At 62.1% G+C, this 14,433-nt stretch carries 12 protein-coding genes; 2 read left to right on the top strand and 10 right to left on the bottom strand.

Annotation, left to right across the window (positions count from 1 at the left end):
• Nucleotides 1-9 precede the first annotated feature (9 nt).
• The 4 genes from BUS42_RS01870 to BUS42_RS01855 all read right to left on the bottom strand — a co-directional run bounded on the left by BUS42_RS01870 (nucleotide 10) and on the right by BUS42_RS01855 (nucleotide 5,984).
• Nucleotides 10-3,186, bottom strand: coding sequence for an efflux RND transporter permease subunit (locus BUS42_RS01870; RefSeq protein WP_074304762.1), 3,177 nt, complete (start codon nucleotides 3,184-3,186; stop codon nucleotides 10-12).
• A gap of 368 nt (nucleotides 3,187-3,554) precedes the next feature.
• Nucleotides 3,555-4,076 (bottom strand): 3-hydroxyacyl-ACP dehydratase FabZ family protein, encoded by a 522-nt coding sequence (locus tag BUS42_RS01865; protein ID WP_074304761.1) that lies wholly within the window; start codon nucleotides 4,074-4,076, stop codon nucleotides 3,555-3,557.
• Between the two features lie 527 nt (nucleotides 4,077-4,603).
• Entirely contained in the window at nucleotides 4,604-4,990 is a 387-nt protein-coding gene (locus BUS42_RS01860) for a hypothetical protein (RefSeq protein WP_254053246.1), read from the bottom strand.
• 325 nt (nucleotides 4,991-5,315) lie between these two features.
• A complete protein-coding gene (locus tag BUS42_RS01855) occupies nucleotides 5,316-5,984 on the bottom strand; it encodes an HAD family hydrolase (protein ID WP_074304756.1) in 669 nt (222 codons plus the stop codon).
• 234 nt (nucleotides 5,985-6,218) lie between these two features.
• Here BUS42_RS01855 and BUS42_RS01850 point away from each other — a divergent pair, with 234 nt between their 5' ends.
• Nucleotides 6,219-7,253: an ADP-ribosylglycohydrolase family protein gene (locus BUS42_RS01850; protein ID WP_254053245.1), complete on the top strand. Its 1,035-nt coding sequence runs from the start codon at nucleotides 6,219-6,221 to the stop codon at nucleotides 7,251-7,253.
• A gap of 25 nt (nucleotides 7,254-7,278) precedes the next feature.
• On the opposite strand, the gene BUS42_RS01845 is transcribed toward BUS42_RS01850, so the two are convergent.
• From BUS42_RS01845 to BUS42_RS01830, 4 genes are all read right to left on the bottom strand, one after another.
• Complete coding sequence (locus BUS42_RS01845) at nucleotides 7,279-8,538, bottom strand: PP2C family protein-serine/threonine phosphatase (protein WP_074304755.1); 1,260 nt, start codon at nucleotides 8,536-8,538, stop codon at nucleotides 7,279-7,281.
• Nucleotides 8,539-8,685: 147 nt separating this feature from the next.
• Nucleotides 8,686-9,075, bottom strand: a complete 390-nt coding sequence (locus BUS42_RS01840; RefSeq protein WP_074304753.1) for a tautomerase family protein — start codon at nucleotides 9,073-9,075, stop codon at nucleotides 8,686-8,688.
• Nucleotides 9,076-9,208: 133 nt separating this feature from the next.
• A complete protein-coding gene (locus BUS42_RS01835) occupies nucleotides 9,209-9,781 on the bottom strand; it encodes a pyridoxamine 5'-phosphate oxidase family protein (RefSeq protein WP_074304751.1) in 573 nt (190 codons plus the stop codon).
• Nucleotides 9,782-9,821: 40 nt separating this feature from the next.
• Entirely contained in the window at nucleotides 9,822-10,610 is a 789-nt protein-coding gene (locus BUS42_RS01830) for a class I SAM-dependent methyltransferase (protein WP_074304749.1), read from the bottom strand.
• Between the two features lie 222 nt (nucleotides 10,611-10,832).
• On the opposite strand from BUS42_RS01830, the gene BUS42_RS01825 reads away from it, so the two are divergent.
• A complete protein-coding gene (locus tag BUS42_RS01825; protein ID WP_074304747.1) occupies nucleotides 10,833-11,693 on the top strand; it encodes a DMT family transporter in 861 nt (286 codons plus the stop codon).
• Between the two features lie 250 nt (nucleotides 11,694-11,943).
• Here BUS42_RS01825 and BUS42_RS01820 read toward each other — a convergent pair whose 3' ends face one another.
• Nucleotides 11,944-13,323 carry a sigma-70 family RNA polymerase sigma factor gene (locus tag BUS42_RS01820; RefSeq protein WP_254053244.1) on the bottom strand — a complete coding sequence of 460 codons (1,380 nt, stop codon included), beginning with the start codon at nucleotides 13,321-13,323 and terminating at the stop codon, nucleotides 11,944-11,946.
• Nucleotides 13,324-13,529: 206 nt separating this feature from the next.
• Entirely contained in the window at nucleotides 13,530-14,015 is a 486-nt protein-coding gene (locus BUS42_RS01815; protein WP_074304745.1) for a peroxiredoxin, read from the bottom strand.
• Between the last annotated feature and the right edge of the window lie 418 nt (nucleotides 14,016-14,433).

Below are 14,433 nucleotides of genomic sequence, written 5' to 3'. Positions count from 1 at the left end.
TGGGCTTCCTCATTGTTCCGCACCGTGCCGCTCGGGGCCGCGTGGCGCGGGGAAATAGCTGTAGAGGGCGGGGATCAGGTACATGGTAAAAAAGAGGGCCGTGGTGATTCCACCAACAACCACGATCGCCAGCGGCTTCTGGGCCTGCGATCCGATCGAGGTCGCAAGCGCGGCGGGGAGCAGGCCGAGGATGGCCGTCAACGAAGTCATCGCGACCGGGCGAAGCCTGAGCTCTGCCCCGTGGGTCACCGCCTCACGCACGCTGGCGCCCGAGGCCCGCATTTGGTTGAAGAACGAGATGAGCAAGACGCCGTTCTGCACGGCGACGCCGAAGATCGAAATGAACCCGACCGCCGCCGAGATGCTGAAGTTGGTCCCGGTCAGCTTCAAGGCCCAGATCCCCCCCATCGCGGCGGGCAGAACCCCCAGCATCACGAGCAGGGCGTCCTTGATCGACTGGAACATGGTGTAAAGCAGCACCATGATCAGGATGACAGAGACGGGGACCATGACGACCAGTCGCGCGTTGGCCTCCTGCATCTGGGCAAATTCGCCCGACCACTCCATCTGATAGCCGTCGGGAAGTTTCGCACCGGTCCGCGGATCGTCCACCTTACGGCGGGCCTCCTCGATGGCCGAGGAGAGGTCGCGACCGCGCACGCTGAACTTGATCGGAATGAACCGGCGATTGTTCTCCCGATAGATATAAGAGGCGCCTGACTTGTGAGGAACGATCACGGCCAGTTGCGACAAGGGGATCCGGGCCCCCGGTCCGCCGCCCGCCTTGGGAACGTCGATCGGGATCCGGGCAATGTCCTTCGGGTCGTTGCGCAGGTCTTTCGGCAGCCTGAGCACGATCTCGTAGAGCTTCTCCCCCTCGACCATCTGCGAGAACGCACGACCGCCGATGGCGACCTGGATGACCGATTCAACGTCGTCGACGTTGAGTCCGTAACGGGCGCAAGCGCGACGATCGATCCGGATCTCGAGGTTGGGCTGACCGACGATGTGGAACAGGCCCACGTTCTCGATGCCCCGCACCGAGCGGAGAATGTTGACGATCCGCTGGCCCGTCTCCTCCAAGGTGTCCAGGTCACCGCCGAAGAGCTTGACGGAGTTCGCCCCCTTGATTCCCGAAAGCGCCTCGTCGATGTTGTCTCGGATGAGTTGGGAGAAGCTGAAGCTGAGCCCGGGGAAGTCCTTGAACTTCTCGGTCAGTTCGTCCTCGATTTTCTCTCGGGTCATCCCGTGCCGCCACTCTTCCATCGGACGGAGGGGGACGTTGAACTCAAGGTTGAAGAAGCTCGTGACGTCCGTGCCGTCGTCGGGGCGCCCGACATGGGACATGACGTCGCGCACCTCGGGGACCGACGCGATCACCCTGCGGAGCCGAGGCGCCATCCGCGCGGCTTCCTCGAACGAGACCGTGCGCGGCATGAGCGCCCGGATCCAGAGGTTTCCCTCCTCGAGTTGAGGCATGAACTCCGCCCCGAGACCCGGCAGCAGCATGATGGTGTAGACCAGGAGGCCCCCCATCACGGCAAGGAGCGCCCAACGCACCCGGAGGACGACCCGCAGCAATTTCATATAGACAAACGTCATGATCCGATCGATCAACGTCTCTTTCTCTTCCGTCTTATTATGGAACAAGAACGAGCAGAGAACCGGGGCCAAGGTCACCGAGATCAGCAAGGCACCCAGGATCGAGAACGCGTAGGTCGCGGCCATCGGACCGAAGAGCGCTCCGGCCGGTCCGCTCATCGTGAACAGCGGCAGGAATGCACAGACGATGATCAAGGTCGAGAAGAAGATCGGCCGCTCGACCCCGCGCGAGGCATCGGCGATCCGATCGATCAAAGGCCGAGACCGATCGGCATCCGGTTCGCAAATCTTCCGATAGATGGTCTCCACGAGAATCACCGAGCTATCCACGATGATCCCGAAGTCCACCGCGCCAATCGAGAGCAGGTTGGCCGACTGCCCTCGGATCGACAGCACCGTGATCGCAAACAGCAAGGCCAGCGGAATCACCAGCGCCACGATTCCCGCGCTGGCCAGGTCGCCCAGGAAAATCAGGAGGACCGCGATCACCAGCCCGATACCGACCACCAGGTTATGGATCACGTTGTGCGTCGTGACATGAACCAGGTCGGTCCGCTGATTGAAGACCGACAGCTTCATGCCCTTGGGCAAGAGCTTGGTGCGTTCGATCTCCTTCAACTTCGCCGCAACCGCGTTGGCTGTCGGCAGTGATTTTTCATACTTGCGCATCATGACGATGCCTTCAATCACATCCCCCTCGTCCCCTCGTCCCACCTTGCCCAGCCTCGGCCGATGTCCGACGACGACCTGGGCGACTTGCCGGACGTAGATCGGCGTGCCGTCGGCGGAGATGTCGACCACGACGTCGCGGATGTCGTCGAGCTTCTCAGACTCGATGACGGCGGCCCGGTCGACGTTCGCCGGCTCGAGCGGGTCGACTCCCCCGCCGAGCAGGCCGATGGCCCTGACGTTGTGCGACTGGGTTCCCAAGGTCAGGATGTCACCGCCGACGTTCGCGTTGGAGCGTTCAATGGCCTCCTCCACCTGCTGCATCGTCACGCTGTACTGCTTGAGCAGCCGCGTGTCGACCAAGACCTGGTATTGCTTGATCGTGCCGCCGAACCCGACAACGTCGATCACGCCCGGGACCTGTTTCAAGGACCGGTTGAGCACCCAATCCTGCACGGCCTTGAGCTGGTTCGTGGTGTACCCGGGGCCTTCCAAGACGTAGCGGACGATTTCACCGGTCGGGCTCCAGGGGGAGAGCTCCGGCCGAATCCCTTTGGGAAGGTCGACGGTATTGATCCGGTTCAGAACGTCTTGCCTGGCGACCCAGTAGTCGGTGCCATAAGCGAACTGGCACTTGATATCGTTGAGTCCCGCGATCGAGGTGCTGCGCAGGTCTTCCAGGCCTGGCATGCCATTCAGGGCGGTCTCCAGCGGAATCCCGACCAGCCGCTCCATCTCCTCGGGGCTGGCCCCCGAGTTCTGGCTGATGATCTCCACAATGGGAGGCGTCGGGTCGGGATAGGCCTCGACGTTGAGGTTCAAGGCCGAGTGCACGCCCGCGGCGATCAGCGCCAGTGCGCCGAGGATGACGATGAGCCGATTGTGCAGGCTCCACTTAATCAACGCATGGACCATCGATCTTGATCCTATTTCCAGCAGCGAGGTGGCTTGTTGAAGACGAGTACCCGAACCGCCCCATAATTCATTTTTATGCGTACTTGATCGTGATTCCGCCCAATCCGATTCCTCAAGCGAAATCGTCGGGGTGGCCCCTTCTGTGCCAAGAGGGGCGACCGTCAGTAGCCCAGGACACAAGCCCTGGGGGGGGAGATCAATGCCGCCAGAGAACTCTCCCTTCTCACGGCACGGCCGACTTCGATCGGGTACATTTCCGGCCGCCCGGCCGAAGCGAGTCGTGGCAGAGCTTTCCGTGAGACGATCGTGTTCCTGGGCTACTGACGGTCACCCCTCTTGGAAACGACAACCACGATCCAAACCGAATCTCAGGATCTCGGGTGCGATTCGTCGGCGACGGGAGAGGAGGCGGTCGCCAGGTGAACGCCGACGATCGTCCCGTGGAAGACCATCTCGGTGCCGACGAAAGCCTGGGTGGCAAACATGGTTTGGCGGCGCCGAAGGCGTTCGGCTTTCCCCACAATCAGAAGGCGATCGCCGGGTCGGACCGAGCCCTGAATCCAGACGTCGTGCATCCCACCGAACCCGATGAACCCGTGAGCGAGTTGCTCCATCGAGTGGCAATAGAAGCTACAGAGCTGCGCAGCCGCCTCGCAGATCATGACGCCCGGCATTTGCGGGAGTCCGGGCAAGTGACCACGGACCCAGAACTCATCCTGGTTGACGTCCTTGTAGCCAACAATTAACCGTGCCTCGAGATCCAGACTGACCACGGCTGTGAGTTGTTCCATCTCGAAGCGCTGGGGGTTGGCGCGACGGATCGTCTCGATGTCGAACAGGACCTTTGAGGTGTCGATTCCAGCGGGATCGACCAGGGCGGCCGGAGACATCGGATCGACTCCTTCTACGAATAAGGCTGGGAAAATCCCCCTGGAGCGAGTCGCCCCACCAGCGACTCGCGTCGGTCAAATGGGAAAGCCGTGGACCGGCTCTGCCCGACACGAAAACATCGTTTCGTCAGAAACAAGCAAACATATTGAGCCTCTTGACCTATCCCATTCATCAGACCGGTCGTCGACGAAATCAGGTACAGGCGAGTCTTCCGAGTTCTCGGACCCAAGGGAACCGCGCCGCGAAACACAACATTCGCCGCCCGGAGCGTTCCCTTTTCCAGTCCGAAAGCCATTTCAAGTCGGAACGACAAGGACCTCGAAAAAAGGCGACCGAACGTCCCCAAAGCGGGCCGCCCGATCGACGAAGGACGCATGGTGCCGCCCCCGATCCTTCAGCGTGCACAGCGAACACCGCACCGTCGCCTGGGATCTCCGATCGATCCATGGGACAGTCTGAGTCGTGACGAGAATGCGCAAGATGATCGCAAAAAAACGGAGGGGGGGAAGAGGATTGAGGCAGGTGTTCAAATCAGCAGACGACAGAGGCTCAAGAAACGAAGCCGATCACTTCCGAAGGGATAGCTCTCGCGGGCCAGCGGACGCGGAACCGGAGTCGGTCGAGAGGCGTCGCTGACGCATTCGAACGCGATGACCGGAGACACGGGACTGCCCTGGGGGAGCGCATCTCTCGGCTCATCCCCCAGGTCGTCCTCCGACTCATCGGAGGCTTCGACCGCATCATTCAGCGCCAAGGTTTGCTTGAACGAAAGCAGCGACTCCGCGCGGAGCGCCGCAATCCGAGCCTGGTGCAATGCCCGCGCATGCGTAAAGTCGACGCGACGGGAATGGAAATGGAAATGCGAATGGGCCTTGAAACGGCTCAAAGACGATGCGGAACACGCCTCGGACATGCCGAAGATCGCAAAAAAAGCCGCGATCAGAACGTAGTTCCGAAATCCGTTGAGCATGGTGGGTGTGAAAGCTGGAGAATCACTCGTCGTGGAGAAACCTCGTCTGCCCCAAATCGCCTCGTCCCAAACGGAATTTGGCATCGGCGTACATATTACGTCAGCGCCCCGGTTCCGCCAAGCCGAAAAGTTGGCAGCTTCTCCCTTCGCCAGAGAGCTCGACGACGCTTAGACTTGGCGTCCACCCCGAAGTTCCCCGCTTTCCGAACGAACCGGCGGACCATCCTGGCTGGTTCTCTTCGTCGGATGAACCCGATTGGTTCGACGATCATGCGCCGGCATTCAAATGGTTGATCGCATCATGCAGGTCGGACACCCGTTCGCAGACGAAGTCAGCGCCGGCGTCGCGCAGTCGCTCGGGCCGGAACGCCGCCCAGAGCACGGCCGCGGTCAGCGCTCCGGCCCCTCCGCCCGCTTGAATATCCGCGGGAGAATCCCCCGCCATTAGGATCCGAGCGACGGGGACCCCGAGCGTTTCGGCGGCCTGAAACACCCCTTCCGAGTCGGGCTTCGGCCGGGTCACGTCGTCACTCGAAACCAGGTGCTCGATCCGCTCCCAGAGGCCCAGCTCGACCAAGGTGAACTGCGCGGACCGTCTCCCCTTGCCCGTGAAGACCCCGACTCTCCAGCCCAGCGAGCGAGCATGGTCGATCACCTCGGCAATCCCCTCGACGAGCTGCACGTTCCGGCCGAGCTCGGCCTCGTAATAGGAGTGGAACCGCTCCTCGGCCTCGTCGAGGTTGGCGACAGGGACCATCACGCCGATACAATCGCGTTCGGCGGGCCCGAACGTCGCCTCAACCTCGGCGTCCCTCGGCGGCTTGGCGACCCAAGGGGCCACCGCATGACGATAGGCGTTGAAGATATGTGGCAAAGTATCCGCGATCGTGCCATCCAGATCCAGGAGCAGGGCACGTGGCTTTTTCTCGGGATTCATCCGTGCGAAACTTTCCGAAGGAGAGGGTCGAAAGGCCAACGGTCCTCTGAAACGACAGTCCAGAAGCCGACTCTGAAAAAAAGCTACGGCAGAACGGCCCAGCCTGACAAGGGAACGTTCGTCCTCCCATTGCCATCCTCCGTCACTTGCCACAGGGCAGAATGATGGCCGTGGCGATTGGGCCAGGCGACCAACTTACTCAAACCACGATCATGTCCACGCTCTTCAATAACAATGAATCCGATCACCGACCGATTGGCGGGAACTCTGCTGGGCACGGCCCTGGGTGACGCGTTGGGCTTGCCCGCCGAGGGCATGTCCGCGCGGGCCATCGCCCGACGATTCGGACGGATGGATCGATTTCATCTCCTCGGTCGCACGGGATTCGTCTCGGACGATACGGAGCAGTCGGCCCTGGTGGCTCAAAGCCTCATCCGGTATCCCGACGACCTCGAGCAGTGCACTCGGGCCTTCCGACGCTCACTGCTGGGCTGGTTCTGCCGGCTCCCGTGGGGCGTCGGTCTGGCGACCATCCGCGCCTGCGTTCGCATCGGGTTCGGCATTCGTCCAAGCGGCGTGATGTCGGCTGGGAACGGGGCCGCAATGAGGGCCGCGATCGTCGGTGCCTTCTTCCACGACCGGGTCGAACCGCGTCGCGCGTTCGGCCGGGCGCTCGCCCAAGTCACGCACCGAGATGAACGTGCGATTGAAGGGGCCCTCTATGTCGCCGAACTGACCGCGGCCTGCATCCGGAGCACTCAGGAGACCTCAGCCGCGGCCTGCCAGCAAGAGGCCCGCCAGGTCGTGACCCATCCCGAACTCGGCCAAGCGATCGATCGAGCGCGGCAACTGGCTCTGAAAGGGGTCAGCCATGAGGCGGCGGCCAGGAGCTGCGGAACCTCGGGATATGTGGTTCAGACCTTGGCATTCGCCACGTTCTGCTTCGTGCGACAGGGTCCAGATCCCTTGCCAGTGCTCAGCGACGCGATTGCCGCCGGTGGCGACACCGACTCCATCGGCGCGATCCTCGGCGCCTGGCTGGGCGCACTCCACGGCGAGTCAGGCCTCCCCATCGACCTCATCAACCGGATCCACAACGGCCCCTTCGGCCCCTCACATCTCCGCGCTTTGGCCGCGAACCTGGCTCGAGCGAAGAACGGCCAATCGAGTCGCCCGCCAAGCTATTCCAAAACCGCGGCGATGATTCGCAACCTGGCGCTCTTTCCCATCATCCTCGGACACGGATTCCGCCGGCTCTTGCCGCCTTGAGCCGAGAACAAACAAAACAAATTGCTTACGCCAAGATATCCACCTCAATCAAGGAGAAGTCGTCGGCGAGCAGATCGGATTCCCCATATTCTTGGGCAAACTGCAAAACCTCGTCGGGACCGCTTGGGCCGGCACTCGAGGCGAGGTAATCCATCAGTTCTTCGAGCCTCATCATCGAGCCGCCCGGTTTCTTGATCTCATAAACGCCGTCGCTAAAAACGAAGAGTTTATTGAACCGATCCAACGCCACAACTCCGGCGTGAAATTCGGCGTCGGGAATGATCCCGACGGCGTAGTTTCCCACGCTCAACGCGACGGATGCAGTCCGGTCGGCCGACGGTCCCGACAGCAGAAGCGGCGGGGGATGGCCGCCGTTGGCATAGGTCAACGTCTGGTTCTTGCGGTCGTACACCCCGTACCAGATCGTAAAGTATTTTTCGCCATGCCGCTCCATCGGGAAGGCGTCGTTGAGCCGGGCCAGCACCATCGCGGGGTCACGGAAGTCGGTATTGGGCAGCGACCGACCGCGCAAGGCGTTGGCCACCGAGATCGACAGCAAGGCAGCCCCGACCCCATGACCGGAGACGTCGAGCAGGTAAATGGCGAAGTGGTCGAGGTCGATCCAATCGTAGCCGAAGAAGTCCCCTCCGAGTTGCGAAGAAGGCTGGAACGTCCAACGGATCCGGATCTTGCCGTCGAGCGGTTCGGGCAGGAGCGTTTGCACGTACTCGGCCGCCTGAGACAACTCGCGCATCAGGTAGTGCTGGCTGGCGATCAGCTCTTGCTGCAGGTGGGCCACCTCCGTGAGCCCGAGCTCGCGCTCGACGAGTTGTGCCAATTCCTTGAAGATCAAGAGTTGGTCGGGCTCAAGCTCTCTCGGCTGATGGTCGGCGATGCAGAGGGTGCCCACCTTCTGGCCACCCGGCCCGGCGATCGGATACCCCGCGTAAAACCGGACGAAGGGGTCGCCCGTCACGAGCGGGTTATCCCAGAACCGCTCGTCCTCGGTGGCGTCCGAAACCACCAACGGCTCGTCCGAGAGGATCGCATGCCCGCAAAACGAAACCTCGCGGGGCGTCTCGGACGAGGCCAGCCCACACGACGACTTGAACCACTGGCGGTCAGAGTCGACCAGCGAGATGTACGCCATCGGGACGTCCATCACGAGGCCCAAGACCCGGGTGATCCGGTCGAATCGCTCTTCGGGAGCCGTGTCGAGGAGGTCAAGGGAACGGAGCACCTCCAGGCGTTCGGCATCGTCCACGGGGATCGGTGCGGCGATCATCAAACCTCCTCAAAGGAACGCGAGTGAGGGCCAAGGCCCCATGGGCCCCGCCTCCGAGCTCGCCAAGCTCCGACATCGCTCATTCTAGCCGCACAACTCCCGTTCGTGAACGAGCAGCCGAATCCGCGCAACCCACCTCGGGTTCGCCTACACCTCGACCTGGTAGTTCAAGTCGATCTCATGCCCCGGGAGCCCGCGAAAACCCCAGTTGTGGCGGGGTGTTTCCGTGATCGTCACCTCCACATCGTTGGGGCTGATCCCGATCTCTTGCCCGATCCGCTCGAACAGCAGGCGGATCAGGTGAGTCTTGGCCTCCACCGATCGCCCCTCGAACATGCTGATTTCAATGATCGTGTACCGGTTCGTGCGGCCCGCGGGCGAGTAAAAGTCTTCCGCCTCCATCGGAAAGAACCGATGAGCCCGCTTGTCGGCGGGAAAGTGAAGCGCATCCACCACACACGAGTGAATCACGTCCGAGAGCCGTGCCTTCACTGGGTTCAAGGCTTCCTTGATTCCGTAGATCTTGATCTGGGACAAGACGGTAGACTCCTTGGCAGCGAGGGGCGACCGTCAATCGCCCTTGCATTACGCAAACGGCCGCCTCATCGGTACGACAATGCACAATCTGATCAAGCCAAGACTCAATCGACATGCTATCCGATTCAAAACCTCAATCTATTGATGATGGCGATCCTTCAAGCCGTCGGAGCCCAGCGAACCCGTCGATGCTGGCTCGATTCTTCTCGGCTTTGTAGCGGTCGAGACCCTCTTTCCCCTTGGTCTCGGCATAGTTGGCCAACTGATCGCGCTCCCCCTTGTATTCATAGCGAGGGACGCCCCAGCCGCACGAATCCGCGATTCGTTCGATGTCCATGACGACCACGGAGCGAGTCGCAGGGTGGTGCGGGAAATGCGTCAGCAGGTCGTCCCATCCCGGTTCGCCCGGCTCGACCGCCCTGCCCTGGCCGTACAGCCGCAGGATCAAGGGGCGTCCCTCCAAGGCGCAGAACATCAGGGTGAGCCGGCCGTTCTGGCGCAGGTGGGCCAGGGTCTCGATCCCGCTGCCGATGAGATCGAGATAGGCGACCGACTTCGGGCCGAGGATCCGGAAGGTGTCCAGCCCTTTGGGGGAGAGATTGAGCATCCCGTCCAGCGAGGTCGGCGCGGTGCCGACGAAGAAGAGATGCTGGCGCTGGATGAACTGGATCAAGCTGTCGTCCAACTGTTCGTAGACCTTACCCATCCGAATCCTCGGCTTTCTCAAACGAAGGGAACCGCCAGGGTCAGCTCGGCTTCCGCGCGGACAGGATCACGAGCGGGAAGGCGAAGCGAATTCGGCCCTCCACCGGGTGCGCACCAACTCCCAGCCGGTCAACTCCCAGGTCCTGGGTAAAGATCCGGCGGACCTCATCGGCATCGCCCTGATTCGGGAACGACGCGCCGAGGAGCTCCTCCAGGTCCACGCCGAGCTTGTCGAACGTGATCGTCGTCCCTTCCAGGCCCGCGTCGTCAAACAGGCCCTCGAGCTCGTCCAGACCCAAGGCTCGGACGTGGGACGGGTCACGGAGCCTCTCGACCTGATCGTAGGCCTCAGCCTGGTCGGGACTGACCGTATAAACATCCACCACCACGACCCGGCCCCCCGGCGCACAGACTCGCACCATCTCGGCGAGGACCGACTTGGGATCGAGCAGGTGATGAAACGAATATCGCGTGAACACAAGCGAAAACGAGGCGTCGGGAAACGGCAACGAACCGACGTCGCCGACGTGCCAGGCCAGGTTATCCAGCCCCTTGGAGCGTTGCAGGGCTCGAGCCTGGTCGATCATCGCCGGGGTGAGGTCGACCCCAGTCACCTGAGCGGCCAGCTCGGCAAAGCTGCAAGCGGTCAGGCCCGGGCCACAAGCCAAGTCGAGGACCCGATCCGATGCAGAGACCTTGCAAGCCTGAAGTACAAGGCGGAAGGCATCCTCATTCGAGTGTGCAGGCATCTCTTGAAAGGGGACGGCCTGACGCGTGAACTGATCGACAATCCGCTGACGATGGCCTTCGGTATCGCTCGTTTGACTCACAACTTCGCTCCCGATTTGATTTGGAGATCGTGGGCTCCCGGCTTGACCCCGCCTGGACACACGAAACCCGCCCGAGGTTCACCCCCCGCGCGGCGAACCGGCGCCCACCAATTGACGACGACGCGAACTCAGGAGACACTGGCGGTCCCACATCGAGGGGAAGCGGGCCGGTTCGAGCCACGCACCCAAAACTCAACGCAACACCACGGAAACAAACCGGTTATGACGCTCACGGCCCTGGCCTTGATCCTGTCCGCGGCCGTGCTGCACGCCCTCTGGAACCTGCTGGCCAAACAGGCCGGCGGAGGCGCCGTTCTCGTCTGGCTCTACGGCACCACCTCGGCGGTCTTGCTCACGCCGTTCGCCATCGCCTTGGCCGTCATCGACCGTCCGGCGCTTGGCCCGACGGCCCTATCGTACACTCTGGGCAGCGTCCTGATCCACGTCGCTTACTTCGTTGTCCTCCAGCGCGGATACAAGGTCGGCGACCTCTCCTTGGTCTACCCCCTGGCGCGAGGCACCGGACCGGTCCTGAGCACGCTCGCTGCGATCGTGCTCCTCGGCGAGCGCCCGACCGCGTTGGCCCTGCTCGGCGCGGTCCTCATCGCCCTGGGCGTCTTCACCCTCGCGGGCCCGTCCCGCCGCACCTCATCGGCCGACACCAAGCAGGCGGTCGCCATAGGTTTGTTGACCGGCCTCCTGATCGCCGCCTACACCATTTGCGACAAGCAGGCCGTGGGCCGGTATGGCGTGCCGCCGCTGATTCAGCAATGGGGGACGAGTGTCGGCCTCGCCGCCGTCCTCGCCCCGCTGGCGATCCGCCGCCGCGCCGAGGTCCGCCACTGCTGGAATCAACACTGGCGAGCGGTCCTTGCGATCGGCGTGCTGGTGCCGACCGCCTACATCCTCGTGCTCGCCGCGATGAGCTTCACCCCGGTGAGCTACATCGCCCCGGCCCGAGAAGTCAGCATCCTGATCGCCACCCTCATGGGCACGCATCTCTTATCAGAGCGCCAGTCGATCATGCGGATCGCCGCCGCCGTGACCATGGTCCTCGGCCTGACCGCGCTGGCCTTGGGCTGAGCCGAACTGTCGCCAAATTCCCGGGTATTCCGCCCGGCTCCGGGCCACCCCGATCCATCGACCCGATCTCCTTGCTACAGTAACCTCGAATCGAGGCCGTTGGTTCCATGTTCAGCGATCCCCAAACAGCTCACGATTCCTCGAAATTGCGTGATTCTTCCGGTCACCAAGTTCCTTCCAAATGACCTTACTCTCCTGCCATTCCTTAACATTCACCGGGCTATCAACCGACAAATCAATCATATGGTAATTACTGACGTCTGTAATCACTGACGAATGCCAAATCGAGATCAAGAATGAGTTGAGGCAACTGATCCTTTGTCTTGAAGTCCTTCGGCCGCTTTTGACCAGGGAAGTTCAAACCAATGAGAAGATGACCGCGTTCTAGTGAATAGATTCCGCGATAGGTCAACGGAGGTTTGTTGTGGTTCACGATGGGCGAGACCGTCAGGTCAATCGTCGGCTGGTTCGCTTCGACCCCCAGTTTCAAGGTGAATTCCGTATCCTCAACCGATCCGAAGCTGATCAACTTGTCGAGTCTCGGGCCTCGAAAGCGGAGTTGGTCCCCCTCGAAGATGAGTTTCACCTGGGGTGGAATCCTGACCGGCTTGGCGGGATCACGCTCGCCGCCGAATTCCGTGACTGACCCAAACCAGGTCCCCTCAAGAAGTTTGAGGTCCGACTGGGGCCTGGCATCCCCTTTCACCTCGCCTTTCGCCGGTTCCCCTCGGGGAGATTCCGCCCGTTTTGAAATCGCTTGTTCCTCGAGAACTTCGGCCGTCACAACCTGCCCACCCAGGCTGAGGCCGAGGAGACCCGCCATCAGCCCACATACAATTATTACCTTAATCTTAGACAAGACCAAGGCCGTCAGCACGCTTTCCGTCAGGGCTATCACCTGGCCCGAGAGCAACTCCGTCGCCACGCGTCCGCCCGCGAATTGCGCGGCGGCCCTGGCGGTGGAATCGACCAGCGCGAGGGGAACCGGCGCCGCCGTCGCTTCTCGAGCCAGCGCCACCGTCAGGGTTCCCGCCGAAAGCCCCTGACCGTGGCGGTTCAGCCGTCGCGTCAGGAGGTCTCGTGCCCTCGAAAGTCGGCCCGAGAGCGTTCCAACCGGCCAGCCCAGCCGGCCGGCCGCCGCTTGATGGCTCTCCCCTTCGAGGTCGCATAGCACGATCGGGGCGCGGTACTTCTCGGGCAAGCGACTCAGTTCCTCATCGAGCCAACGGCCCAGGTCGTCCGAGAGGCGGGGTCGATGGGCCGTCGGTTCGGGCATCGTCATGACCTGCCTCTCGCGGTCCCCTCGTTTCAGGATCAGGCTCCGCGCCTTGAGAGCGGTTTGCACCGCGACCCCGTATAACCAGTTGCCGAGCCGCTCTCGAGGAACTATCGAGTCCCCCTTGCGGGCGAGCACCAGGAACGTCGCCTGAAACGCATCCTCGGCGTCATGATGACGATGGAGGATGCGTCGGCAGACGCCCCAGACCATCGGCCCGTGCCGGTTGACCAGCTCTTCAAACGCCGCCTCCTCCCGGCGGGCAAGGAAGTCGTCGAGCAGTTGGCCATCCGTACATCTTCCAAGCGCCCCAGCGCCAAACAGGGTCCGAAAGTCTCGGCTCATCGTCTTCATCGGGCTAGACTCCCTGGCGCCGGCCGCTCGGTGCTGTTCGCCTCGTGGGCCGCTCCTCTGAATCTATTACCCTGGGGAGCCTGGTTTCATACAACTTCATTTTTTTCGGCCGCGAGGAATGACGGCCAATCGACTCCTGGCCACCTCCCGCGACGTCGACGAACGAGCCGGTCGCACCACAAATCCAGTCGATGCATTGACTTTACTCACGGTGCCGGGCGCTTGGCATGCAGGCGCTGCAGGACGCCCAGTGTCTCGGACACATGCCGGGCCGCCTGGAACTGCGAGGAGAAAAGACTCCTGATGATCCCTTCGCGATCGATCAGAAACGTCGTTCGCCCTGGGATGAGTCCCAGCGTTTTCTTGACGCCGTAGCGGGCCCGCACTTGCCCGTCAGCGTCGCTAAGTAGTAGAAATGGTAGGTGATTGCGCTCGGCGAATCGCTGGTGCGACGCCGCGGAGTCGGAACTGATGCCGATCACCTCGGCACCCGCCTCTTGAAACGCCTGATAGCTGTCCCGGAACGAGCAGGCTTCCTTGGTGCAGACCGCCGTCTCGTCCTTGGGATAAAAGAACAAGACGACGTCGGCCCTCCCCCGATAGTTCGCGAGGCTCACCATCTCCCCCGTCGCCGACGGGAGCGTAAAGTCAGGGGCACGGTCCCCAACCCGAAGTTCTTGACTCGCTGCCATGATGATTCTCCCCCTCAATGAACCCACCCGATCGTGGCGAGCTCACCGATGCTCTCGGTTCATCGACGAATGGCACCAGCTTAAGAAGCAATCCTTTGCCTTCAAACGACTTGATCCTTCTGTTCGACCGCGCCGATGACGCTCACCGCTTCGCCGAGGCCACTCACGACGCCTGCCGCGTCCATAACTCTACCAAGACGGTCGACCGCCCGCGTGTCTCGTGTTCCGAACGGCCAAGACGCCGCGAACATGCTTTCTCTCGACCTCCGCGAATCTCATCAAGGGAGCGACCGGGTTTCGGGAGATCGCATCGTCGGTCATACTGGAGGGGGTCTTGTATGGGCGGTCGACCCGGAGCTGAGCGTCCGGTCCGAATCTCGTGCTCAATTCGTAGGGCAGGCTGAAGCCAGCCGACCCG

This window comes from Singulisphaera sp. GP187, from assembly GCF_900129635.1.
Taxonomy (GTDB): domain Bacteria; phylum Planctomycetota; class Planctomycetia; order Isosphaerales; family Isosphaeraceae; genus Singulisphaera.
This window is presented reverse-complemented; position numbering and strand designations above follow the sequence as displayed.